This window comes from Xanthomonas sp. NCPPB 3200 (genome assembly GCF_056393585.1).
In genome coordinates, this window is sequence record NZ_CM150785.1 from 2465399 (window position 1) to 2489979 (window position 24581).

Below are 24581 nucleotides of genomic sequence, written 5' to 3' on the forward strand. Positions count from 1 at the left end.
CCACCGCCTGCCGGTGGCAACACGACGCTTGGAGCATTTTCATGTCGCATGATGATTTTCGTGGTCCACACGGTGGACCGCTGCTGCCTTCGAGGCGGCGATTTGTCCAGGGCTTGGCCTTGGGAGGCGCAGTCGCAGGATTAGGGTTCTGGCCCAAGGCCAGTTGGGCGCTCAAGGGCCCGGGACAAGCCAACGTACTGTCGGGCACCGAGTTCGACCTGACCATCGGCGAGACGCCGATGAACTTCACCGGCAAGACCCGCACCGCGATCACGGTCAACGGATCCGTTCCGGCGCCGTTGCTGCGATGGCGGGAAGGCACCACGGTCAACCTGCGTGTCTCCAATGCATTGCCGGCCAATTCCCTCCATGGCACGGACACTTCCATCCATTGGCACGGCATCATTCTGCCGGCCAACATGGACGGCGTGCCGGGACTGAGCTTTGACGGCATCGGACGTGGTGAGACCTACCACTACCGGTTCACCCTGCATCAGGGCGGCACCTACTGGTACCACAGCCACTCAGGTTTCCAGGAACAAGCAGGGCTTTATGGACCGATCGTGATCGATCCACTGGAGCCAGAGCCTTTTAGCTTCGATCGCGACTACGTCGTGATGCTGAGCGATTGGACAGACCTGGACCCGGCGGCCCTGTTCGATCGTTTGAAGAAGATGCCGGGCCATGACAATTACTACAAGCGCACGGTCGGCGATTTTGCACGCGATGTGAAGCGCAACGGTCTGTCGGCCACGTTGGAGGATCGCAAGATGTGGGGCGTGATGCGGATGACGCCCACGGATCTGTCCGACGTCAACGCCAACACCTACACCTACCTGATGAACGGCACGACCTCTCTGGGCAACTGGACAGGTTTGTTCCGCAGTGGCGAAAAGGTGCGTCTGCGTTTCATCAATGGCTCTGCCATGACGTACTTCGATGTGCGCATTCCGGGGTTGAAGATGACCGTGGTGGCGGCAGATGGCTTGTACGTCCATCCGGTTTCCGTCGACGAGTTCCGCATTGCAGTAGCTGAAACCTTCGATGTGATCGTGGAGCCCTCCGGGCAGGACGCATTCACCATCTTTGCCCAGGACTCCGGTCGCACCGGCTACGTCAGCGGCACGCTCGCCGTGCGCGAAGGACTACGCGCGCCTGTTCCGCCTGTGGATCCCCGGCCGCTGCTGACGATGGCAGACATGGGCATGGATCATGGATCGATGGATATGTCTGGCGGCAGCAAGGGCATGGAAGGCGGCTGTGGTGCGGCCATGGGTATGCCCGGCATGGCCCCACCTGCCAGCGGTAACGAGACCTCGGCCCATGCAGGCCACGCGATGCCCGCCGCCGGCGATGGTGCCATGGCCGGCATGCAGCACGGGGGCATGCAATCACACCCTGCCAGCGAGACCAACAATCCCCTGTTGGACAACCAAGCCATGAGCGTGACTTCGCGCTTGGACGATCCGGGCAATGGCCTGCGCGATAACGGCCGTCATGTACTGACGTATTCCATGCTCAAGAGCACCTTTGAAGACCCTGACGGACGCGACCCCGGTCGCGAGATCGAGCTGCATCTGACCGGACACATGGAGAAATTCTCCTGGGGTTTCAATGGTCAGAAGTTTTCCGATGTCGAGCCGCTGCGGCTGAACTACGGCGAGCGCATGCGCATCGTGTTGGTCAACGACACGATGATGACCCATCCGATCCATTTGCATGGCATGTGGAGCGATGTGGAAGACGATAACGGCAACTTCATGGTGCGCAAGCACACGGTGGACATGCCGCCGGGTAGCCGACGTACGTATCGCGTGCGTGCCGATGCGTTGGGCAGCTGGGCGTTCCATTGCCACCTGCTTTATCACATGGAAGCCGGAATGATGCGCACGGTGAGGGTCGACGAATGAACATCAATAGACGCGATACCACCCTGACTGCGCTGACGCTGGCTATCTCGCTGGCCCTGGCCAGTGCGGCCAGCGCCCAATCCATGCAGCACGGCTCCATGCCGATGGGGCAGAGCGCGCAGACCCAGACGCAGGATCACTCTGCACATCAGGCGCCGACATCAAAACCTGCGCCCACCCAAAAGCCTGCAACACCGGCCAAGACCAGCGAAGCGACCATCGATCATGCGGCGATGGGTCATCCCGCGCCACCGGCTAAAGCAGCCGAGCCTGCGATGCAAGGGATGGACCATTCCAAGATGGGGCACGGCTCGCCTCCAAGTACGCCTGTAGCGCCCAAAGCGCAGACGCAGTCGATGCAGGGCATGGATCACAGTCAGATGGCACAGCCCGCTGCAGCCGACACCTCCATGACCACACCTGCGATGCAGGGGATGGACCATTCGCAGATGGGGCATGGTTCGCCCGCACCCGCTACGCCAGAAGCGGGTATGCAATCAATGGAAGGCATGGACCACAGTCAGATGGGACACGGGTCTGCAGCGCCAACGCAGCCGCGCACCCCGATTCCGGCGGTGACCGAGGCTGATCGTCAGGCGGCCATCGCGCCCGCACACGCGCATCCGGTGCATGACAATTCGATCAAGAGCTATGTACTGCTCAATCGCCTGGAAGCCTGGGATGCCGATCCTGGAACCGGGCTGGGTTGGGAGGGTCAGGGCTGGATCGGTACGGACCTCAATCGCGTCTGGTTGCGCAGTGAAGGCGAACGCACAGATGGTCAGACAGAATCGGCTGATCTGGAAGTGCTCTACGGCCGCAGTATCTCCACGTGGTGGGATGTGGTGGCCGGTGTGCGCCATGACTTCAAGCCGGGGGCTTCGCAGAACTTCGCCGCTATCGGCGTACAGGGCTTGGCACCGATGAAGTTCGAAGTGTCCGCCACAGCCTATCTCGGCGAAGGCGGCCAGACTGCCGCCAATGTCGAGGCTGAGTACGAACTGCTGCTGACCAATCGGCTGATCCTACAGCCGCTGGTGGAGGTCACGGCGTATGGCAAGAACGATCCACTGCGCGGAATAGGTTCGGGTCTGAGTACCGCTGAGGCGGGCCTGCGACTTCGTTATGAGTTCACCCGAAAGTTCGCTCCCTACATCGGCGTGGTGTACGAGCGTGCGTTTGGCAATACCGCAGACATGCGACGCGAGCATGGCGAGTCCTTTGAAGACACGCGCTTGGTCGTCGGCCTTCGTACCTGGTTCTAAGGGGAACTGACAATGAAATCCAACAAGAAGATGTGGGTATGGCTCGGCGCCGGCGTGGCATTGGTTGCGGTGGTCGCAACCGCCACGGTCTCTCTGGGCGTGTACAACGTGGCCGCTGATGATCCGCATAGTCGCCCGGTGTATGCGTTACTTGAAACGGCGCGTGAGCGTTCCATTGAGGTGCGCGCCGCCAAGCTTCAGGTACCCACGAACCTGGATGATCCTGAGCGTATCCGCCAGGGTGCGGGCAACTACAACGCTATGTGTGTGACCTGTCATCTTTCGCCAGATGCGGCGGCCACCGAGATGAGCAAGGGCCTGTACCCCGCGCCACCGAACCTAAGCAAGCACCCGGTGGGTCCAGCTGAGGCGTTCTGGGTGATCAAGCACGGCATCAAAGCCAGCGGCATGCCCGCGTGGGGCGGCAGCATGGACGATGAGTTCATCTGGAACATGTCGGCCTTCTTGCAGAAGCTGCCCACGCTGGACAAGGCCGGCTACCAGGCGTTGGTGGCCAGCAGTGATGGCCACTCGCACGGTGGCGGTGAGACCGGCGGGCACTCGCATGGCGAGGAAGCGGGTGCGGATCACCATGGCAGCGGTGATGGCGAAGAGATGGGTGATGACCATGGCCAGGGTCATGAAGCAGGTGGAATGGGCATGGACATGAGCAAGCCTAAGGAAGGCACCACGCATGTGCATGCCGACGGCAAGACGCACGTGCATGCGGCCGAGCCGGCCAAGCAACCGGCGCAGGCCAAATCCGAGGGCGAGCACGATCAGCACGGCTCCATGCCAGCCAAACCAGTCGAGCCAGCTCCCAAGGCCGATGACGGCCACGATCACCAGCATTGATCCCTTCATGGAGCTGCCCCGGCTCCACGCCCGAGCGCCTCGGCGCTCGGGCATCTCTTAAGGAAGCATGATGAACACTTCACGCAGCTGTCTCTTTCTGCTGACCACGGCATTGTCGCTGACCGCATGCGCGCGCCCGGAATCGGCTGTCAGTTCAGAGGCGGCGTCGGCCGCCCAATCTCCGACATCGGCGGCTGCACAGCAGGTCGCTCAACCGCAGCGTCCGTTGCCGTTGGTCAAAGTACATAAGAGTGCGACCTGCGGTTGCTGCCAACTGTGGGTGGAGCATCTGGAGAAAGCAGGTTTTACGGTTGAGGTGCACAACAGCGAAGACCTCAACCCGATCAAGGCGCGCTTGGGCGTTCCCTATGGACGCGGCTCGTGCCATACCGCCGAGGTCGATGGCTACATCGTCGAAGGTCATGTGCCGGTGCAGGACATCCTGCGCCTGCTGCGTGAGCGCCCGGTAGGCCGTGGATTAGTGCTACCGGGGATGCCTGCCGGTTCTCCTGGCATGGAGATGCCCGACGGACGTGTTCAACCCTATACGGTGGAATTTGTACTGCCTGATGGCACCACGCAGCCTTACGTCCTGCACGGTCAACGCAGCTGACAATTTGCTCGCGATCCCTTCTTCCAGCCCAGAGTGATCCATGTCCCCTCATTCCCACGATGAAGCCGGCGCCGCGATGCCGCAGGGTGCCAGCGATGGTCCAGACTCGGTGCGTGATCCGGTATGCGGTATGCAGGTCTCCGCGGCTAGAACGCCGTACCACGCTCTGCATGGCGGAACGAAGTATCACTTCTGCTCAGCCAAATGCCGAGAGCGGTTCATAGCAAATCCCGACCGTTATACGGACGGTACTCCCCAGCAAGTTGAAATGACCGCCCCAGCAGCGGTGGCTCCACCCAGCGATACCCATGCCACGGTCTATACCTGTCCGATGCATCCGCAGATTCGTCAGCCAGGTCCCGGCACCTGTCCGATCTGCGGCATGGCGCTGGAGCCGGAGATGCCCTCGCTGGAGGAGGACGACAATCCGGAGTTACGTGATTTCACCCGACGCTTCTGGTGGACGTTGCCTTTGACGTTGATCGTCCTGGTCCTGGCCATGCTGGGACATCGTCTGCCCGGCTTGTCCACGCAGGCGCGCACCTGGATTGAGCTCGTGCTGAGCGCCCCGGTGGTGCTCTGGGCGGGGTGGCCCTTCTTTGTGCGCTGCCTACAGTCCATCGGCAATCGCAGCCCCAACATGTGGACTCTGATCGGCATCGGCGTGGCCGCCGCTTTTGGCTACAGCGTGGTGGCCACCGTGGCGCCGGGCCTGTTTCCGGACTCTTTCCGCGAGCATGGACGGGTGGGGGTCTACTTCGAAGCAGCGGCGGTCATCGTCTCGCTCACGCTGCTCGGCCAGCTGCTGGAACTGCGGGCGCGCTCCAAAACCTCGGCAGCCATCAAGTCCCTGCTGGGGTTGGCGCCCAAGACGGCTCGCCGCGTCAAACCCGATGGGGGCGAAGAGGACGTTGCGCTGGATCACGTGCATGTGGGTGATCTGCTTCGCGTACGACCGGGCGAGAAGGTGCCGGTCGATGGGGAAGTCATCGAAGGTCGCACCAGTGTCGATGAGTCGATGCTGACCGGTGAACCCATTCCGGTGGAGAAAACTGTCGGTGACCACGTCATAGGCGCCACGCTCAACGGGACGGGCGCCTTGGTCATCCGGGCGGACAAAGTCGGATCCGGGACGGTATTGGCGCAGATTGTGCAGTTGGTGGCCCAAGCTCAGCGCTCTCGCGCGCCGATGCAGCGTATGGCGGACAAGGTGGCGTACTGGTTCGTCCTGGCCGTGCTGGCCACGGCGGTGCTCACGTTCTTCGGATGGGGCCTGTTTGGGCCCGAACCGTCATGGACCTTTGCCGTCCTCAATGCCGTATCGGTTCTGATCATTGCGTGCCCGTGTGCCCTGGGTTTGGCTACCCCCATGTCGATCATGGTCGCCACCGGCCGCGCCGCGCAGGTCGGAGTCCTGTTCCGCGACGCTCAGGCGATCGAACAGCTACGTCTGATCGACACCTTGATCGTGGATAAGACCGGTACGTTGACCGAGGGACGTCCAGCCTTTCGCGACACGCTCTCCTACGCCGGTTTCGACGCCGATCAGATCCTTCGTTTGGCCGGCAGCCTGGAGCAGGGCAGTGAGCACCCCCTGGCCGAGGCCATCGTGGCTGAAGCCCAACGACGTGGCTTGGACCTGGTGGCCGCCCAGGATTTTGATTCGCTCACCGGCCAAGGCGTCCGCGGGCGCGTGGCCGATCAGGATGTCGTGCTCGGCAACCAAAGCCTGATGGCGTCGGTTGGCGCCGACATAGCGCCTTTGCAGAGCAGCGCCGAGCGTCTTCGTAAAGAAGGCGCCAGCGTGATGTTCCTGGCAGTCAATAGGCGGTTGGCCGGCGCCATTGCGGTGGCTGATCCCATCAAAGCCACGACCTTGCCTGCCTTGAACCTGCTACGTGCCGATGGGCTGCACGTGGTGATGGCCTCCGGTGACGCACAGGCCACGGCCGAGGCCGTGGGGCGCACGCTGGGCATCGACGATGTGCGTGGCGGCGTCAAACCTCAGGACAAGGCCGAACTGGTCCAGCAACTCAAAGCCCAAGGACGTCGTGTGGCCATGGCCGGCGATGGCATCAACGATGCGCCAGCCCTGGCGGCAGCCGATGTGGGCATCGCGATGGGGACGGGCACGGATGTGGCCATGTCAAGCGCCCAGCTCACCCTGGTCAAGGGTGATTTGAGGCGCATCGTGCAAGCCCGTGCCATCTCGTCTTCGACAGTGGCCAACATGAAGCAGAACCTGGGCTTCGCCTTCGTCTACAACGCCATCGGCGTGCCTATCGCCGCCGGCCTGCTGTACCCCAGCTTCGGTCTTTTGCTCAGTCCGATGATGGCGGCCCTGGCCATGAGCCTGAGCTCGGTTTCCGTGGTCACCAATGCCTTGCGTTTGTCTGGCTCCACCGTTGTTGCCAACTCCCACCCTGACCGCGCCGATGAGCCTGCGCGCGGCCATTCCTGTCACTGATGGCTCATATCCCACAAGGAGTACTGCAATGAAGCGTTATGCCTCCCTCTCGATGATGGCCCTGTTCCTGATGGCGGGCGCGGCTTTGGCCGGCGGCCAGACCACCACGCCCACCACCGACCACGGCCAGCACAAGCCGATGGATCACAAGAAGCAGGAGCATGGTCAGCACAAGCCGGCCGCGGCCGATGCCGATTTCACCAAGCTCGATACCAACAAGGACGGCTCGCTGTCCAAGGAAGAGCTGGCAAAGCACAAGCTGGCGCCGCACTTCGGCATGCTCGATAGCAACAAGGACGGCAAGCTGAGCCCGCAGGAATTCGCTGCCGGCAAGGGCATGTAAGTGTTGTCGGCTTGGGAGCCGCATCAGCGGCTCCCAGGTTCTTCTGCCGTTCTGCCATTCCCACGGAGATTGTTATGTCCTCTTCGCACGGTACGCACGAAAACGCGCACGACCCGCAATCCCAGCACGCAAAACCGCACACCTCACACCCACCTGCCCACCAGGCCCAGCAAGGGCATCAAGGCCACTACGGCCGCCTGTTGTTGATGATGGGCCTGTCTTTCGTGGCCATGTACGCCTTGATGTACGCCATGGTCGATCAATGGGCCAACGTCTATAACAACGTCAACCAGTTCTACATGGCGGGCCTGATGGCCGCTCCCATGCTGCTGATCGAGCTGTGGCTCATGTCCAGCATGTACCCCGATCGTCGACGCAATCTGATTCTGGCTGCTCTGACGCTCGCGTTCATGCTGTTCTGCTGGTGGGGCATTCGCACGCAAGCAGCGGTCACCGACAAGCAGTTCATCCGTTCGATGATTCCCCACCACGCTGGCGCCATCCTGATGTGCGAGGAGAATCGCCTGAAGGACCCTGAGTTGGTGAAGCTCTGCCAGGACATCATCACCTCGCAGACACAGGAGATCGCGCAGATGAAGCAACTGTTGGCTGAGCGCTCCCGCTAGCTCACTGCCTTTTGCCAGCCGGTATCACCCCACTGCGCCTGCGCGCTGACCATGCGGTGGATCAAGCGCGCGGCCACACGTGCGGTAGCTTGATCCGGATCCAGGGGCGGACACAGTTCCGCCACGTCGACCACACGTACCTTACCCGAGGCCATGACCAGATCCAGCAGGGCTTCCAGGACCTCCAGACTCACTCCGCGTGGGTTGGGGGCACTCACGCCCGGGGCCACCGCCTGCGGCAGCACGTCCAGGCACAGCGTCAGGTAGATCACGTCAACCGCCTCACACCACGCACGCAGCACCTCAGCCTGTGCCTGCCAGTTCCAGGTGCAGAGCACGTCATCGGTGAGGTAATGGGCGCCTTCGCGCTCGGCCGTGGCGAATAGACGCGGTGTGTTGCCGGATCGACTTACACCAATGCAGTGATACTGCAGCGGGGAGCCACTGCTGCGGGCATGCTCCAGCGCCTGCAGGAAGGGCGTGCCCGAGCTCGCACTGCCTTGCTCACGCAGATCAAAGTGTGCATCGAAGTTGAAAATGCCGATGCGAGCCTTGGATGCGCCTAGGTGACCACGCAGTGCGGCGTAGCTGGCATAGCCGATCTCGTGCCCGCCGCCCAGACCAATCACCCAATGTCCCTGATCCAGCAGTTGCTGCGCTCGATGGGAGTAGCGGGCCTGCGCCAGTTCCAATGCCTGATCCATGCAAGTGATGTCGCCCGCATCGTAGAGCGGAGCGCAGTGGAGCACGGGCAGGTTGGCCAAGGCCTTGCGAAGGGCACCGGGCCCTTGTGCGGCGCCTGGTCGGCCGGCGTTGCGACGAACCCCTTCATCGCTGGCAAAGCCCAGCAGGGCAATGCCGGGCACGCCAGGACGCGGGTCCAAGGCCACGCCCTGGTGCCAGCGTCGCGTATCGGCGCTCGCCGGCAGGTCCACGCGTCCGTGCCACGCCAGATTCACGCGCGCAGATCCTGCAGCGGCCAGTCCAGGAACGGGCGCAGACCGCCGCGCTCGATCAAGGCTTCCATCGCCTGCATTTCCGGGGCCAGATAGCGATCTTCATCGTAGCGGGGGACCACGCTACGCACCTGTGCATGCACCGCTTCCAATGCCGGCGAAGACGCCAGTGGCCGCCTGAACTCGATGCCTTGGCAGGCGGCGAGCAGCTCGATGGCCACGATCCGGCGCACGTTGTCGGCCACCTCGCGCGACTTGCGCGCGGCGAAGGTCGCCATGCTGACATGGTCCTCCTGGTTGGCCGAGGTCGGCAGGGAGTCCACGCTGGCCGGGTGGGAGAGGGTCTTGTTCTCGCTGGCCAAGGCGGCTGCGGTCACGTGCGCGATCATGAAGCCGGAGTTCACGCCCGGATTGGCGACCAGGAAAGCGGGCAAGCCGGAGATCGTGGCATCGATGAGCAAGGCAATGCGCCGTTCCGACAGCGCTCCAATCTCGGACACCGCCATCGTCAGCTGGTCCGCGGCAAAGGCCACCGGTTCGGCGTGGAAGTTGCCGCCGGAGATCACCTCGCCGGTGTCGGTGAATACCAGCGGATTGTCGGAGACTGCGTTGGCTTCGATCAGCAGCACGTGGGCGGCGTGCTGCATGACATCGCGCACCGCGCCCATGACCTGAGGCTGACACCGAAGACTGTAAGGGTCTTGCACGCGGGTGTCGTTGTGAAGGTGCGATTGGCGAATGGCACTGCCGGCCAGCAGTCGCTGGTAGTGCGCGGCCACGGCCATTTGGCCGGGCTGACCACGCACGGCGTGGATGCGGGCATCGAAGGGCGCATCGGAGCCGCACGCCGCATCCACGCTCATCGCGCCCGTTAGCACGGCAGCCGCATAGACTTGTTCGGCGGCAAACAGCGCCATCAGCGCAATGCCCGTGGATACTTGGGTGCCGTTGAGCAATGCCAGCCCTTCCTTGGCGGCCAGTCGGATGGGAGCGATCCCGGCGTTTTGCAGGGCCTGGCTGGCCGACAGGATCTGCCCGTCGATGCGTACCTGGCCTTCGCCCATGGCCGCCAAGGTCAGATGCGCCAGGGGGGCCAGATCACCGGATGCACCGACCGAACCCTGGGCGGGAATACAGGGCCAGATCCGGGCGTTGTAGATCGCGATCAGGGTGGTCAGCGTGTGCTCGCGCACACCCGAGTAGCCCCGCGCCAGGGAAGCGATCTTGGTGGCGAAGATCAGGCGCACGCAGGCATCGTCGAGCAATGGCCCCATGCCCACGGCGTGCGAGCGCACCAGGTTGGTTTGCAGCTGTTCCAGTTGCTCGCGTGGGATATGGACTTTGGCCAGTTTGCCGAAGCCGGTGTTGATGCCATAGGCCGGCTCGCCAGCGGCCACGATGGCCTGCACGGCCTGCGAAGAGGCGCGGACGTTGTCCCAGCAATCTGCGTCCAGGGCGATGGGATCAGCCCCTTGCGCGATCTGCCGCAGCTGGGCCAACGTCAGCTGGCCCGGTGTCAGGGTGAGCATGCGATTCACTCCAGAATGGCCGGCAGGGTCAGGCCATGCTCTCGGGCACAGGCCAGTGCCTGCTCGTAGCCCGCATCGGCGTGGCGCATCACACCCGTGGCCGGGTCGTTCCACAGCACACGCGCCAACCGGCGGTCGGCTTGCTCGGTGCCATCGCACACGATGACCACGCCTGAGTGTTGCGAGAAGCCCATCCCGACGCCGCCGCCATGATGCAGGCTCACCCAGGTGGCACCGCCACTGGTGGCCAGCAGCGCGTTGAGCAGCGGCCAGTCCGAGACCGCATCGGAACCATCGCGCATGCCTTCGGTTTCACGGTTGGGGCTGGCGACTGAACCGCAGTCCAGGTGATCGCGTCCGATGACGATCGGTGCCTTGAGCTCGCCATTGCGCACCATTTCGTTGAAGGCCAGCGCGGCCTTGTGGCGCTCGCCCAAGCCGAGCCAGCAGATTCGCGCGGGCAAGCCCTGGAAGGCAATGCGCTCGCGGGCCTGGTCGAGCCAGTGGTGAAGATGCGTGTTGTCGGGAAACAGTTCCTTGACCTTGGCATCGGTCTTGTAGATGTCTTCGGGATCCCCGCTCAAAGCCACCCATCGGAACGGGCCCATGCCGCGGCAGAACAGCGGACGGATACATGCAGGCACGAAGCCGGGGAAGGCAAAGGCATTGTCCACGCCCTGATCCAGCGCCACCTGGCGGATGTTATTGCCGTAATCGATCGTCGGCACGCCCATGGCGTGGAAATCGAGCATCGCGCGCACATGCGTGGCACACGAGGCCGCGGCAGCTTGCGCCAGCTCGCGTCGCTGACCATCGTCACCGCTGCGGGCCTGTTCCCACTGTGAGAGGGTCCATCCGGCGGGCAGATAGCCATTGATCAGATCGTGCGCCGAGGTTTGATCGGTCACGGCGTGAGGGCGGGGACCTCCATTGCGCGCACGCGCGACGAACTGCGGCAGCAGTTCAGCGGCATTGCCCAGCAAGCCCACCGATACCGGCGTCGGGCTGTGTTCGATGATCTGCAAGGCTTCATCGATGGAGTAGGCCTTGTGGTCGACATAGCGCGTGCGGATACGAAAATCGATCCGAGACTCCTGACACTCGATCACGATGCTGCTGGCCCCGGCCAAGGTCGCCGCCAGCGCCTGCGCGCCGCCCATGCCGCCCAACCCCGCGGTGAGGATCCATTTGTTCGTCCAATTGCCAGCGTAATGCTGGCGCCCCAACTCCACGAAGGTTTCGTACGTCCCCTGGACGATGCCTTGGCTGCCGATGTAGATCCAACTGCCGGCCGTCATCTGGCCGTACATCATCAAGCCCTTCTTATCGAGCTCGTTGAAGTGCTCCCAGGTCGCCCAGTGGGGTACGAGGTTGGAGTTGGCGATCAGCACGCGAGGTGCATCGGGGTGCGTGCGGAACACGCCGACGGGCTTGCCCGACTGGACCAACAGCGATTCGTCGTCCTCAAGCGATCGCAACGTTTCCAAAATGCGATCAAAGCTTTTCCAGTCGCGCGCAGCACGACCGATGCCGCCGTAGACCACCAGGTCTTCCGGGCGCTCGGCGACATCGGGGTCCAGATTGTTCTGGATCATGCGGTAGGCCGCTTCGGTCAGCCAGCTCTTGCAGTGCAGCTGGGTGCCGATCGGAGCGCGCACGGTACGCGCAGGGGAAGCGGAGCGTTCCAAGGTATCCATCAAATCCTCAGGGAGTCAGGGGGGCGCCAACCTGGAAGGTGCCCACAAAGCGGTAACGAGATGCCGGGTGAATCAACCGCACAAAGCTGGCCACCTGTCCGCGCGACCACGTACGTCGGGTCAGCACCAGCAACGGATCGCCTTCGTTGATCTTCAGTTGCGCGGCCAGACGCTTGCTGGCCGTCTCGGCTTCGATCACATGTTCGGCGCGTTCCAGCGGCGCAACGCGCATCAGGTACTGGTGCGGAATCTCGGTGTGGAAATCGATGTCCAGGTAGTCCGGTGCCACGCTGGGTTGCACAAAGCGATCCTCCAACTGCACGGGCTTGTCATCGCTGTGGTGGAGTAGGCGGCTGTGGAACAGCTCCGTGCCGGGTGTCAGGCCGAAGTTGGTCGTCACACTGGAGCGCGCCTCGACCGTTTCGCAGATCAGTACCTGGACCGAGTGTGTCTGGCCACGGGACTGAATCTCTTCGCGGATGTTGCGCACCTCGAACATCGCCGATTCGGCCTTGGGGCCGGCGACGAACGTGCCGACACCTTGAACCCGGGTCAGCACGCCGGCATCGGTCAACTCGCGCAGCGCTCGATTCACTGTCATGCGAGACAAGCCGAACTTGGCGGTCAGTTCGTTCTCGCTGGGGACGCGACTGCGCGCGGGCCAGTCGCCGTTGGTGATGTGACGCAGGATGAAGTGCTTGAGCTTCTGGTAGTGCGGCTTGGGTTCGTCCATGGCCCAAGCATTACATGTCTATACAACCAGTCCAACCACTTTCGATGCTGTGCTGCACAAGCAGTTGACACTAAGAATTTCCTCGTGCTATTGCTGTGGTATAGACAACCTGCGGGTTCGCCACACGGTCATGCCGTCGCTTCGCGTGCTACTGCGTATGTTCCTGATCCTCGTGCTCTGCGCGGATGGGATCCTGAGCGCGCAGGCCACTACGCGGATGGCCGTGCGGCACATTCCTCCGCCAGGTGCAGTGAACGGCACTCACTCGGTGCATGGCGGTGCGCGTGTTAATGAACGCGCCAAAATTAGTAACGATTGCAACAAAATTCTTCCCGGTGGCAAGCAAGCCGGGCAGGGTGATCAGAACGATCATCAGTGCGACTGCAGCACCACCTCCTGCGACTGCAGCTGTGTGCTCACCTTCTTCGCCGGGCGTGTGCCGGTCATCTTTGCCGCCCAGCACGCCCTGACGAGCACCTACCTACCTACGCCTGAGTTGCCGCCGCTGCGACGACAGGTATCCCGGCTGTTCCGACCTCCCATCGGCTAATGCTGCTTGGTCGCCATTGATTGGCGACGTCTACGCACGCCCTGATGTCGCATAGGCCCCCACGTCTGGGGCACCAGGGTCATACGCATGCATTGCCCTTCGGGGGAGAGAGAACCCATGTACTTCAAGCGCAATCCTTTGGCGGTATCCGTCGGTGCCCTTCTGTGCGCCGGTTTTTCCACGGTGGCCCTGGCTCAGCAGGCTGAACAGGGCGCCACGAGCGAGTCGGCCAAGACGCTGGACACCGTCCAGGTCACCGGCAGCCATATCAAGCGACTGCAGCTCTCCGGTGTTGGTCCGGTCAGCGTGGTTGATGCCGAAGCCATCGAGCGCTCCGGCGCCACGTCGGTGGAGACGCTGCTGCAGCGCCTGCCGGCCTCGGCCGGTTTCGCCGGCAGCCAATCCAATGCCTACTGGGCCGAGAACGGCTACGGCACTACCCAGGTCAATCTGCGCGGCCTGGGCATCAACCGCACGCTGGTTCTGCTCAATGGCCGTCGTGTGGTCAATGGTGGCACCGGCGCCAACAGCTCGGTCGACCTGAACATTATCCCGGTAGCGCTGATCGAGCGGATCGAGGTCCTCAAGGACGGCGCCTCAGCCATCTACGGTGCCGATGCCGTGGCGGGCGTGGTGAACATCATCACCAAGAAGAACTATGACGGTGCCGAGGCGGCGGTGCGGTACGGACAGACCTTCGAAAGTGATGGCGAAGAGAAGTCGTTCGATTTCGCTTGGGGTATTACGTCAGACCGCGGTTCGTTGATGGCCGGTATCAACTACTCGGAGACCGGCACGGTCAACATGGCCTCACGCGCACCGTGCGGCTTGGGTGAGGTCGACGGGCAACTCGAATGTGTGGGTAGCTCGGCCACCATCGGTGGGCGCGCATTGCTGGCCGACGGCTCGCGCGTGAACTTCAACCAGGATCCCAATGGTGACGGGGATTTCTATGAACCGTATTCGGCTGCCAAGCACAACTACAACGGCAATCCCTATCTCAATGCTGTCAACCCGATCAAGCGCTTGAGCTTCAGCCTGTTCGGCGACAGCACTGTGAATGAAACCACGCGCGTGTTCACCGAGTTGATGTTCACCAACCGCCAGTCCGACCAGTTGGCCACGCCAGGCAGCCTGGGTGTCTATCGCCCGATCAACATTGCAGCCAGCCACCCGACCAACCCGACCGGCCAAGACTTGCTGCTGCAGCGCCGCCGGCTGGAAGAGGCCGGCCCGCGCGAGTTCTTCCAGGAAACCAATACCTTCCGCGTGGTCGCCGGCATCGAAGGCCAGTTGGGCATGAACTGGGATTGGTCGGCCGCGCTGAACTGGGGCCGCAACACCGGTGTGGATGGCTCGACCAATGTGGCCAATCTGGACCGAGTGGATGACACGCTCAACACGGCGCTGTGCAGCAACACCCCCGGTGCCGCGATTCCGTGCGGTGACTATCTGGGCTACGGCGACCTGACGCCCGAGGTGCTCAACTACATCCTGTTCAGGACGCGCGATAACGGCGGCAACGACCAAAAAAGCTTCACCGCCAACATCAGCGGCCAGCTCTTTGAAATGCCGGCCGGCTGGGTGGGCTTTGCCTCGGGCATCGAGGTCCGCAAGGAGCGTGGCTGGCGCGATCCCGATCCGCTGACGGTGCTGGGCATTGCCAACACGAACCAACAGGATCCGATCGCCGGTGAGTACACGGCCAAGGAAGCCTTCGCCGAATTTGCCGTGCCGCTGCTGCAGGACAGTGTGATCGCCGAGAGCCTGACGCTCAATGCCGCCGTGCGCTACTCCGACTACGATCTGTTCGGCGAAGACGTGAACTACAAAGTGGGGCTGGATTGGCAGATCGTGCCGTCCTTGAAGGTGCGCGCCAACTACGCCACGGCTTTCCGCATCCCCAACATCCCCGAGTTGTTTGGTGGCGTGGCCGAGGGCAACCTGACCACGACCGATCCCTGTAGCGGCTGGAGCAGCTTGCCGGCTGATTCGGTAGTGCGTCAGAACTGCCAGGCGTACGGCGTACCGGCAGGCTACGTGCAGCCGGGCAACACGATCCTCACCACGTCGGGTGGCAATCCTGACCTGGAGCCGGAAGATGCCAAGTCCCTGACCGTGGGTGCGGTCTGGACGCCGAGCTTCCTGCCGGGACTGACGCTGACGGTGGACTACTTCAACATCAAGATCGACAACGCGATCCAGCGTATCGATGGCTCAACCAAGCTCTCGATCTGCTACAACACCCCGGGCCTGGCGCATCCGTTCTGCGGCAATGACAACTTCACCCGTAATCCGATCACCGGTGAAGTGGACTTCTTGTCGTCCCAGCCGGTCAATGCGGCCAACGAGCGTGTTCGCGGCATCGATCTGGGAGGCCTGTATGAATTTGCAGTGGCAGGCTTCGACTCCACTCTGAGCGTGGATGTGTCCTATCTGGATCAGTACGACGTGCGTCCGTTCCCAGGGGCAGATGTGATCGAGTACGCCGGCAAGATCACCGGCGGCCGTGGCAGCTTCACCCACTGGCGCGCGTTGACTTCACTGACGATGGAGCGCGAAGCGTGGTCCGGCTCCTACAGCCTGCAGTACATTGGCAAGGCCGATGACATCAATGCCAGCCCCGGCGACATTGGCGATCACGCACCCAGCGTGACTTACCACAATGTCCAGCTCAAGTACGCGCCGGGCAAGACCTTCGATGTGTCCTTCGGCATCGACAACCTGTACGACAAGAAAGCACCGTTCATCCAGAGCTACACCGACGCCAATACCGACACGATGACGTATGACCTGCTGGGTCGTCGTTGGTACGCCCGCGTGGGTTACCACTGGTAAGACCTGCTTGGCCTGCTCCCGTCCTGGTGACGGGAGCAGGCGTTGTCCTCTTGTCGAACGAGATCACTATGAAATCGGCTTTCTGGGCACGCAAGGCCCACAAATGGATTGGCCTGATCATCGGCGTGCAAGCGCTGCTGTGGATGATCAGTGGCGTGTACATGACGGTCATCTCCCTGGACATCATCCATGGCGATCACTTGGCCCATGCCCATCAGCAGCCGCTGGTGGCACCTACCCACTTGTCCGGTGAGGAACTGCAGCGGCGCTATCCGGGTATGACGCAGGTCAAGCTGAAGCGACTGCTTGAGCGGGATGTCTACGAGATTCACGCCCGCGATCAGGTGTACTTGCTGGATGCTACGACGGGGGAGGTGCTATCCCCGGGCGATCAGCAGATGGCGATCGCCTTGGCAAAAGACGTTTATCAGGGCCAGGCATCCGTGGCTCGAGTCGAGTGGGTCACCCAGGCGCCGCAAGAAGTGGCCACCCGCCCGGTTCCCATGTGGGCGGTGCACTACGCCGATGCCGGTGAGACCACCCTGTATTTCTCGCCCTACAGCGGCGAGTTGCTGGCGCGGCGGCACAGCCTGTGGCGCTGGTTCGATTTCCTGTGGATGTTCCACATCATGGATTACGAAGCCCGTTCGGACGTCAACAACACCTTGTTGCGCGTGGCCTCGGCGGTTGGCTTGGTGTTCGTGCTCAGTGGTGCTTGGTTGCTGTTCTACAGCTTTCGCAGGAGGGCCGCAGCATGACGCCCTGGATGAGAACGCTGCACAAATGGGTCGGCTTGATTGTCGGCCTGCAGTTGCTGCTTTGGATGGCCAGTGGTGTGATGATGAGCTGGCTGGACCACGATCAGGTGCAGGGCCATGAGTTCCAGGCCCACGAGCATGCGGCCCATGAGTGGCCTGCCAATGCCCGCTCGCCGGCCAGCTTCCTGGCTGGGAACAAGAAGATCAGTCGCGTCAGTTCTGGCTGGTTGCTGGACACCCCGGTCTATCAGTTGGCCGATACCCAGGGCATTACCTTGGCCAACGCCGTGTCCGGCCAACCCATCACTTTAGACGCGGCTTGGGCCACACGCTTGGCGCAAGCCTCCTATACGGGCCCCGGCACGTTGAAAGCGCCGCGTCTGTTGGAGTGGAGTGGGGAGGTGCGCGATCACGAAGGGCGACTGTGGCGCATCGATACCGACGATGGCCAGGACACCACGGTGTACCTGTCTGCGCAGACGGGCGAGGTGCTCTACCACCGCAACAAGACCTGGCGCCTGTTCGATGTGTTCTGGATGTTGCACATCATGGACTACACCGGGCGCAAGAACTTCAACAACCCACTGGTGGTCACCGCCGCAATCGGTGGTCTGTGGTTGGCCCTGACCGGCATCTGGCTGCTGTTTGCCAGCTTCCACTGGAGCGAGTTCGTGCCGCGCCGCTGGCGTCCGGCCCGCGAGTTGTCGGTATTCGGTCCGGATGGGACACGGCTGCGCACCGTCCGGGCGTCGGCAGGCGACAACGTCTACGTCTCGCTGGCACGCGAGGGCGTGCAACTGCCGTCCAACTGCGGAGGAGGGCAGAGCTGTGGCCTGTGCGAGGTACGCTTCCGCGGCGCGGCGCCCAAAGCGACCGCGGCCGATCGCGCTCACCTGGGCGCCAGCAAGGTCAAGATGGGGTACCGCCTGGCCTGTAACCTGGCCGTGACAGAGGACACCGATGTCGAGGTGGCTGGCGGGGCCAGCCTGTGGACCGAGTATGGCGCCACCGTGGAGCAGGTCACGGCGGTGACGCCTTTCCTGCGCGAGATCGTGCTCAAGCCCGATGAGGTCCCCGGGCCGGAGTATCAACCTGGCGCTTACTTGCAGGTGCATGTGCCCAACTACGAGGTGCCGGTCCACAAGCTGGTGAGGCCCGAGCACCACCATCAGGAGTGGGCGGGCGTGGACCTGCCCGAGAAGTTGGTCAACCGCGAACCGGTCCGTCGGGCGTATTCGCTCGCCTTGCCCGTCGATCAGGCACAGGGGCGTCTGACGTTGCTGGCTCGCTTCAGTCCTGGACGATCGGACAAGAAGCGCCATCCTCCTGGCAGGGGATCGACCTACCTCTACACGCTCTCGCCCGGGGATCGGGTGTGCTTCAGCGGCCCCTTCGGCGACTTTGCGCTCAAGCCCCATGGGCGGGAGAAAGTGTTCATCGGCGGCGGCGCCGGCATGGCTCCGCTGCGCGCGATGATTCGGACGCTGTTGGCGGGGCAGGGCGGTGAACGAATCCACTTCTGGTATGGCGCCCGCAGTCTGAAAGAAGCGCCCTACATCGAGGAGATGGAGCGCCTGGCCCAGCAGCACGAGAACTTCAGCTGGCATCTGGTGCTGTCGGATGAGGCGCAGAACGACGATGCGCTATTGCGGGGCCTGGTGCATGAGGTAGCGCATGACCGCCTGCTCAAGGCCCATCAGGCCTTGGCCGATTGCGAGTTCTACCTGTGCGGACCGCCGGCCATGCTTAAGGCCACACGCGAGCTGCTGACCCGGCTGGGGGTACCCGACAGCCAGGTGGCTTTCGACGACTTCAAGATCTGAAGCAGTCCCGCCGGCCGACCGTGCCGGCGGGCGGCGTGTACCGGATTTTTCCCATGCACTCGTCCCAGTGAGTGGACGTGCTTGAGCCTGCCTGATGAATCAGCGAGTAGCCCGGTGACCACGGCGCTGGATGAGTGGTTCATAGCCCATGTCCTGCCACTGGAAGGCTTGATCCATGCCTTCCTGCGGCGGCATGGACATGAGGACAGCGAGATTCCTGATCTTAGGCAGGAGGCCTACGCACGCATCTATGAAGCCGCGCGACGGGGCTTGCCCGCGCAGACCAAGCCCTTTGTCATGACCACCGTACGTAACCTGCTCATCGATCGTATTCGCCGCTCTCGCATCGTGTCCATCGAAGCGATGGCCGATGTGGAGCAGGCGGTCATGCAAAGCGATGAGGTCACGCCTGAGCGACATTTGGGCGCCCGTGATGAACTGCGCCGCTTGCAGCAAGGCTTGCAGAAACTGCCCCACAAATGTCGACAGATCGTGGAGCTTCGCAAGATCTACGGTCTATCCCAGCGCGAAGTGGCCGGACGCTTGGGGATCGCCGAAGATACGGTAGAGCGCCAGACCCTGCTGGGTATGCGGGCCTTGGCCGACTTCATGCTCGGCGGTACCGGCAAGATCCAGCGTCCGTCACGGCGCTTCAACAAGGAACGTTCGCAGCCATGAGCCCACACAAGGACATCGAACAGGTCGCGGCGCAATGGATCAACCGTGCCGAGTCCCCGCAATGGACTGCACAGGACCAGATGCAGCTGCAAGCCTGGCTGGAACAGGACACCGCTCATCGTGTGGCTTGGCTTCGCCTGAAGTCGGTGTGGACGCGCGCAGACCGCTTGGCAGCGGTGCGCGGCGTGCAGCCACCACGCATACATCGTTGGCGAGCGCCGATGCGCTGGGCTATTGCCGCAAGCGTTGCGATGCTGGCGGTGCTGTTCACCCTCACCGGGTGGGGCCCTGGCACGCGCTACAGCACCGAGGTTGGCGGCCGGGAAGTGATCGCCCTGTCGGACGGTTCCCGCCTGGAGCTCAACACGCACACGCAGCTGCGGGCGCAGGTGGACCCCTCGCTGCGCCACGTGTGGCTGGACAAGGGCGAGGCATTTTTTGATGTGAAGCCCGATCCGGCGCACCCGTTCGTCATCCACGCCGGCGAGCATCGGGTCGTGGTACTGGGAACGAAGTTCTCGGTCAGGCAGGAACGCGAACGCCTGGAAGTGGCCGTGCTGGAAGGCAAGGTGCGCGTTGAGCCGCTGGTGGCCAAACCGGGACGGCCGCCGGTGATCGTGCAGGGCGGGGGACTGCTGTATAGCAAGCCGGCGGGCACGCTGGTGGCGGTCAACGCTCAGGACAAGGTGCGCCGATCCTTGAGCTGGCGCCACGGCACCTTGGAGTTCGATCAAACCACGCTGGCCGATGTGGCGGCCCAGTTCAACCGCTACAACGATAAGCAGCTGGTACTGATGGATCCGGAAACGGCACACATGCGCGTGGGCGGCAGTTTCGATGCCACAGGTGTGGATGCCTTCGCCCGTCTGCTGGCCACCGGCTTCAACCTGCGCGTGGAGACGCAGGGTGATCAGATTCGCGTCTCCCAGCCGCACTAAGACACCAGCAGACATCAATCTGAAACATTTCATACCGGAAGCGTGCCGTCCTCTCGTCACAGATATCAGGCCGATTCGCGCCGACCTGGGGAAAATGCATGGCACGTACGAAAGTGGCGAGGACAGCATTGGCTGTCATGTGTGGTCTGGTCATCGCGGCCTCCGCCGCTGCACAAACGAACAGTTTTGATATCCCCGAAGGGGATCTGAAAGTCGCGCTGGAAGCCTACGCCCGGCAATCGGGCGTTCGCCTGGTCTATTTGAGCGAAGATGTTCGTGATCGACGTACCGCAGGCGCGCGTGGGGACATGTCCCAGGATGCAGCGCTGAACCGCTTGCTCGCTGGAACCGGACTGACGGTCAAGCGCGATCAAAGCGGCGCGCTGGCGATCGTGCGAGAAGGTGCCAACACGCCGACGCCTACGCGCAACGCACCGTCCTCTGGTGTAGGGCAAGCCGGTCCCGATGCCTACAACGCCTCCCTCTCCGGCGGCGCCGACGCCTCAACGCCGTCGACCGCTTCACCCACCACCTTTGATGCGGTCCAAGTGACCGGCAGTCATATCAAGCGCGCACAGATGTCCGGTGTGGGTCCCACCACGGTCATTGATGCCGAGACCATCCAGAGCTCCGGTGCCGTCTCGGTCGAGACGTTGCTGCAGCGCTTGCCTGCATCGGCCGGTGCAGCCGGCTCGCAATCCAACAACTTCTGGACGGGTAACGGTAACGGCACCACCCAGATCAACCTGCGTGGCTTGGGCGTCAACCGCACCTTGGTGCTGCTCAACGGCCGACGCGTGGTCAACGGTGGTACCGGCGCCAACAACTCGGTGGATCTGAACGTGGTGCCCTTGGCCCTTGTTGATCGCATCGAGATCCTGAAGGACGGCGCATCGGCCATCTACGGTGCCGATGCCGTGGCCGGCGTGGTGAACATCATCACGCGCAAGGAAATGGATGGCGTGGAGCTATCCACCCGCTATGGTCAGACCTTCCAGGGTGACGGCGAGATCGGCTCCTTCAACCTGGCCTTCGGCACCACCGGAGAGCGCAGCTCGATGTCGGGCGCCCTGACCTATGCCGAAAGCGGCACGATCACCATGGCGTCGCGGGCACCGTGTCCGTTGGGTGTGGTGGCCGGCACCCTGCAGTGCGTGGGCAACTCGTCCACCATCGGTGGGCGAGCCCGGCTGGCCGATGGACGCGTGGTCAACTTCAACCAGGACCCCAACGGGGATCCACGCTCCTACGAGCTCTATGATCCGGCCAAGCACAATTACAACTACAACTTGCTGCTCAATGCGGTCAGTCCGATCAAGCGAGTGGGCTTGAGCGGCTTTGGTCAGTTCGACCTGACCGAGAACACCCGTCTGTTCACCGAACTGATGGCGACCAATCGCCAGTCCAACCAGCGCGCTTCGCCCAACACCCTGGGGGTGTATCGCACCATTCGGATCGCTGCCACCAATCCGACCAATCCCACCGGCCAGAACCTGACCCTGGAACGTCGGCGTCTGGAAGAAGCCGGTGCACGCATCACCGAGCAGGAGGTCGATACGTTCCGTACCGTGCTCGGTCTGGAGGGGCAGTGGGGCGATAACTGGGCGTGGAATGTCGCGATGAACTGGGGCCGTAACTCGGCCACGGACAGCTCGACCAACATCGCCAACCTGGATCGGGTAGAGAACACGCTCAACACAAGCCTGTGCAGCAACACACCAGGGGCGGCTATTCCGTGCGGCAACTACCTGGGCTACGGCAACCTGACTCCCGAAGTGCTGGACTACATCTTGTTTACCCAGCGTGGATCCGGTGGCAATAGCCAGCAAGGGGTCAGCGGTACGATCTCCGGTGCCTTGTTCGATTTGCCTGCCGGTAGCGTTGCGTTCGCCTCGGGCGTGGAGTTTCGCAAGGAACGGGGATGGCTGTACCCAGATCCGCTGGTCGTCAACGGCAGCGCCAACATCGTGCGTCAGGATCCGATCGAAGGGGAGTACTCGGCCAAGGAAGCCTTTGTCGAGTTCGCCGTCCCGCTGCTGCAGGACGTCCCGTTGGTGGACTACGCAACCCTGAACCTGGCCGGCCGCTATTCCGACTACGACCTGTTCGGCAGCGACACCAACTACAAAGTGGGGCTGGATTGGCAGGTGGCCGAACCGCTGAAGATTCGTCTCAACTACGCGACGGCTTTTCGTATCCCCAGCATCCCCGAGTTGTTTGGCGGCATCGGCCAAGGCAGCCTGACCACCCTGGATCCGTGCAGCAACTGGAGCACGTTGCCCGCGGACTCGGTCATTCGGGCCAACTGTCAGGCCGCCGGGGTGCCGACCAACTTTCGTCAGTTGGGCAACACTATCCTGACCACGACCGGCGGCAATCCCGATCTCAAGCCTGAAGATGCGCGGACCTTCACGGCAGGCTTTGTGTGGACCCCAGGCTTTGCGCCGGGGCTGACGCTCACGGCCGATTATTACCGTATCCGCATCGAGAATGCGATCCGCAGCATTGAAGGCTCGGTCAAGCTGCGTGCGTGCTACACCACGCCGAACTTGGCCCATCCGTTCTGCTCGCCGGCCAACTTCACCCGTGATCCGGTCACCGGAGAGGTCAACTACCTCTCGTCCCAGCAGGTCAATGCGGCGAGCGAGGAATCCGAAGGCGTGGATATCGGCGTGCTGTATCAGTTCGACGTGGCCGGCTGGCAGGCCAGCGCGAGTCTGGACGCCTCGTATCTTGAGCGTTACGACGTCACTCCCTTCGCCGGTGCCACCACCATTGAGTACGCCGGCAAGATCACCAGCGGCTTGGGTAGCTACACCCAGTGGCGTGGCTTGGGCTCACTGCGCATGGGCAAGAACCGTTGGACTGGCGTCTATTCGGCGCAGTACATCGGCAGCGCGGACGACATCATCGCCGTGCCCGGCACGATCGGTTCGCATGTGTCCAGCGTGGTGTACCACAACCTACAACTGAGCTACGGCATCAAGAAGAAATGGGACATCTCCGCCGGCGTTGAGAACGTACTCGATAAGAAGGCGCCGTTCGTGCAGAACAACCCCAACGCCAACACCGACACCATGACGTACGACTTGCTGGGTCGTCGCTGGAACGTCCGCTTTGGTTACCACTGGTAAGCCACGATCCCAAGGAGCAACACATCATGAGAAACACGCAACTATCCGCCGCGCTACTGCTGTTCGCTGTGGCCGGCAGCGCCGGCGCGCACGACCTGTTTGTCGCATTCTCCAAGCCCGGCACCGCAGCGGGCGAGGCGAACACCGCCTTGGTGAACAATGGCACCTTCGATGAAAGTGCTGGCGCAGTCACCCGGGCGCGTCTACAGGACGTTTCGCTCAGCCAGGGCGGTGCCACGGCGGCCCCGGACTTAGGCAGTTGGAAAGAGGTCGGCAAGCAAAGCCAGCTCACCGTGCATCCGGCGGGCGAGGGCACCTATCTGCTGGGTGTCTCGACGATGGCGTCCACCAGCACACGTACGGCCAGCGAGTTCGGCAAGTACCTGGAGTTGGAAGACTTGCCCGATACGCTGGCCACCTATGACGCGAGCAAGTTTCCCAAAGGGGTCACCTATAGCTATACCAAGCATGCCCGCGCCATTGGCCAGGTGGGCACGAAACTGACCGACGACTTCGCCAGCTCGCTGGGCTATCCGTTGGAGATCCGCCTGGCCCGCAATCCTGGAAGCGTGAAGGTCGGCGAACAGCTGTCGTTCCAGGTGCTGCAGCAGGGCACGCCAGTGCCCAACCTGCGCGTGTACGTCGGCCATCGTGCTGAGGCACCGGTCAAGGGCGGGCACGGTAGCGCCACGCTCCTGCGCACCGATGCCCAAGGCCAAGCCAGTTTCCAGGTGACCGCCGCCAAGACCTGGTACATCCACACCAATCACATGGTGCCCTCTACACAAAAGGGCTTGGATTTTGTGTCGGATCGGGCGTCGCTGAGCTTTGAGATTTCCCCGCACGCCGGGCACTGATAAGCACGTAG

19 protein-coding genes are annotated in these 24581 nt (G+C 62.7%); 15 read left to right on the forward strand and 4 right to left on the reverse strand.

What is annotated here, in order from left to right; all coding sequences use genetic code 11:
- Positions 1-41 precede the first annotated feature (41 nt).
- From AC06DU_RS10720 to AC06DU_RS10750, 7 genes are all read left to right on the forward strand, one after another.
- Positions 42-1910, forward strand: a complete 1869-nt coding sequence (locus tag AC06DU_RS10720) for a laccase-like oxidase CopA (RefSeq protein ID WP_046932582.1) — start codon at positions 42-44, stop codon at positions 1908-1910.
- On the forward strand, positions 1907-3175 hold the full coding sequence (locus AC06DU_RS10725; RefSeq protein ID WP_046932584.1) for a copper-binding protein CopB: 1269 nt from the start codon (positions 1907-1909) through the stop codon (positions 3173-3175). The genes AC06DU_RS10720 and AC06DU_RS10725 overlap by 4 nt, the downstream gene beginning before the upstream one ends.
- A 12-nt stretch (positions 3176-3187) precedes the next feature.
- Entirely contained in the window at positions 3188-4030 is an 843-nt protein-coding gene (locus AC06DU_RS10730; RefSeq protein ID WP_229014274.1) for a c-type cytochrome, read from the forward strand.
- A 70-nt stretch (positions 4031-4100) separates the two neighbouring features.
- Positions 4101-4643, forward strand: coding sequence for a DUF411 domain-containing protein (locus AC06DU_RS10735; protein WP_080948167.1), 543 nt, complete (start codon positions 4101-4103; stop codon positions 4641-4643).
- Between the two features lie 130 nt (positions 4644-4773).
- Entirely contained in the window at positions 4774-7110 is a 2337-nt protein-coding gene (locus AC06DU_RS10740; RefSeq protein ID WP_071118344.1) for a heavy metal translocating P-type ATPase, read from the forward strand.
- Positions 7111-7138: 28 nt separating this feature from the next.
- Entirely contained in the window at positions 7139-7453 is a 315-nt protein-coding gene (locus tag AC06DU_RS10745) for a hypothetical protein (RefSeq protein WP_046932587.1), read from the forward strand.
- A gap of 74 nt (positions 7454-7527) precedes the next feature.
- Positions 7528-8079: a DUF305 domain-containing protein gene (locus AC06DU_RS10750; RefSeq protein WP_046932588.1), complete on the forward strand. Its 552-nt coding sequence runs from the start codon at positions 7528-7530 to the stop codon at positions 8077-8079.
- Here AC06DU_RS10750 and hutG read toward each other — a convergent pair.
- From hutG to hutC, 4 genes are read right to left on the reverse strand one after another with little or no spacing between them, the layout of a single operon-like run.
- Complete coding sequence (gene hutG, locus AC06DU_RS10755; protein ID WP_046932591.1) at positions 8076-9038, reverse strand: formimidoylglutamase; 963 nt, start codon at positions 9036-9038, stop codon at positions 8076-8078. The two genes, AC06DU_RS10750 and hutG, sit on opposite strands and share 4 nt — an antisense overlap.
- The gene (hutH, locus tag AC06DU_RS10760) at positions 9035-10573 is read right to left on the reverse strand and encodes a histidine ammonia-lyase (RefSeq protein ID WP_197046136.1); all 1539 of its coding nucleotides are present in this window, start codon (positions 10571-10573) and stop codon (positions 9035-9037) included. Before hutH ends, hutG begins: the two co-directional genes overlap by 4 nt.
- Positions 10570-12252, reverse strand: coding sequence for a urocanate hydratase (gene hutU / locus AC06DU_RS10765; RefSeq protein WP_197046137.1), 1683 nt, complete (start codon positions 12250-12252; stop codon positions 10570-10572). The genes hutH and hutU overlap by 4 nt, the downstream gene beginning before the upstream one ends.
- A 16-nt stretch (positions 12253-12268) precedes the next feature.
- Positions 12269-12994: a histidine utilization repressor gene (hutC, locus tag AC06DU_RS10770; RefSeq protein WP_046932594.1), complete on the reverse strand. Its 726-nt coding sequence runs from the start codon at positions 12992-12994 to the stop codon at positions 12269-12271.
- Here hutC and AC06DU_RS10775 point away from each other — a divergent pair.
- The 8 genes from AC06DU_RS10775 to AC06DU_RS10810 all read left to right on the forward strand — a co-directional run bounded on the left by AC06DU_RS10775 (position 12993) and on the right by AC06DU_RS10810 (position 24570).
- Entirely contained in the window at positions 12993-13544 is a 552-nt protein-coding gene (locus AC06DU_RS10775; protein WP_128698483.1) for a CopL family metal-binding regulatory protein, read from the forward strand. The genes hutC and AC06DU_RS10775 overlap by 2 nt on opposite strands.
- Before the next feature lie 183 nt (positions 13545-13727).
- The gene (locus AC06DU_RS10780; protein ID WP_478202423.1) at positions 13728-16382 is read left to right on the forward strand and encodes a TonB-dependent receptor; all 2655 of its coding nucleotides are present in this window, start codon (positions 13728-13730) and stop codon (positions 16380-16382) included.
- Positions 16383-16450: 68 nt separating this feature from the next.
- A complete protein-coding gene (locus AC06DU_RS10785) occupies positions 16451-17140 on the forward strand; it encodes a PepSY domain-containing protein (protein ID WP_046932600.1) in 690 nt (229 codons plus the stop codon).
- Positions 17137-18963 (forward strand): PepSY domain-containing protein, encoded by a 1827-nt coding sequence (locus AC06DU_RS10790; RefSeq protein ID WP_071118343.1) that lies wholly within the window; start codon positions 17137-17139, stop codon positions 18961-18963. The genes AC06DU_RS10785 and AC06DU_RS10790 overlap by 4 nt, the downstream gene beginning before the upstream one ends.
- A gap of 114 nt (positions 18964-19077) precedes the next feature.
- Complete coding sequence (locus tag AC06DU_RS10795) at positions 19078-19641, forward strand: RNA polymerase sigma factor (RefSeq protein ID WP_052757254.1); 564 nt, start codon at positions 19078-19080, stop codon at positions 19639-19641.
- Between the two features lie 80 nt (positions 19642-19721).
- Positions 19722-20579, forward strand: a complete 858-nt coding sequence (locus AC06DU_RS10800; RefSeq protein ID WP_237474904.1) for a FecR domain-containing protein — start codon at positions 19722-19724, stop codon at positions 20577-20579.
- 137 nt (positions 20580-20716) lie between these two features.
- Complete coding sequence (locus tag AC06DU_RS10805) at positions 20717-23713, forward strand: TonB-dependent receptor (protein ID WP_201417331.1); 2997 nt, start codon at positions 20717-20719, stop codon at positions 23711-23713.
- Between the two features lie 26 nt (positions 23714-23739).
- On the forward strand, positions 23740-24570 hold the full coding sequence (locus tag AC06DU_RS10810) for a DUF4198 domain-containing protein (protein ID WP_046932606.1): 831 nt from the start codon (positions 23740-23742) through the stop codon (positions 24568-24570).
- Positions 24571-24581: the final 11 nt, after the last annotated feature.

What these genes read in the sequence shown, in the direction of transcription:
- AC06DU_RS10720 (WP_046932582.1), top strand. Translation starts at nt 42, where the DNA reads ATGTCGCATGATGATTTTCGTGGTCCACACGGTGGACCGCTGCTGCCT.
- AC06DU_RS10725 (WP_046932584.1), top strand. Translation starts at nt 1,907, where the DNA reads ATGAACATCAATAGACGCGATACCACCCTGACTGCGCTGACGCTGGCT.
- AC06DU_RS10730 (WP_229014274.1), top strand. Translation starts at nt 3,188, where the DNA reads ATGAAATCCAACAAGAAGATGTGGGTATGGCTCGGCGCCGGCGTGGCA.
- AC06DU_RS10735 (WP_080948167.1), top strand. Translation starts at nt 4,101, where the DNA reads ATGAACACTTCACGCAGCTGTCTCTTTCTGCTGACCACGGCATTGTCG.
- AC06DU_RS10740 (WP_071118344.1), top strand. Translation starts at nt 4,774, where the DNA reads ATGCAGGTCTCCGCGGCTAGAACGCCGTACCACGCTCTGCATGGCGGA.
- AC06DU_RS10745 (WP_046932587.1), top strand. Translation starts at nt 7,139, where the DNA reads ATGAAGCGTTATGCCTCCCTCTCGATGATGGCCCTGTTCCTGATGGCG.
- AC06DU_RS10750 (WP_046932588.1), top strand. Translation starts at nt 7,528, where the DNA reads ATGTCCTCTTCGCACGGTACGCACGAAAACGCGCACGACCCGCAATCC.
- AC06DU_RS10775 (WP_128698483.1), top strand. Translation starts at nt 12,993, where the DNA reads ATGGCCCAAGCATTACATGTCTATACAACCAGTCCAACCACTTTCGAT.
- hutC (WP_046932594.1), bottom strand. Translation starts at nt 12,994, where the DNA reads ATGGACGAACCCAAGCCGCACTACCAGAAGCTCAAGCACTTCATCCTG.
- AC06DU_RS10785 (WP_046932600.1), top strand. Translation starts at nt 16,451, where the DNA reads ATGAAATCGGCTTTCTGGGCACGCAAGGCCCACAAATGGATTGGCCTG.
- AC06DU_RS10790 (WP_071118343.1), top strand. Translation starts at nt 17,137, where the DNA reads ATGACGCCCTGGATGAGAACGCTGCACAAATGGGTCGGCTTGATTGTC.
- AC06DU_RS10800 (WP_237474904.1), top strand. Translation starts at nt 19,722, where the DNA reads ATGCAGCTGCAAGCCTGGCTGGAACAGGACACCGCTCATCGTGTGGCT.
- AC06DU_RS10805 (WP_201417331.1), top strand. Translation starts at nt 20,717, where the DNA reads ATGTGTGGTCTGGTCATCGCGGCCTCCGCCGCTGCACAAACGAACAGT.
- AC06DU_RS10810 (WP_046932606.1), top strand. Translation starts at nt 23,740, where the DNA reads ATGAGAAACACGCAACTATCCGCCGCGCTACTGCTGTTCGCTGTGGCC.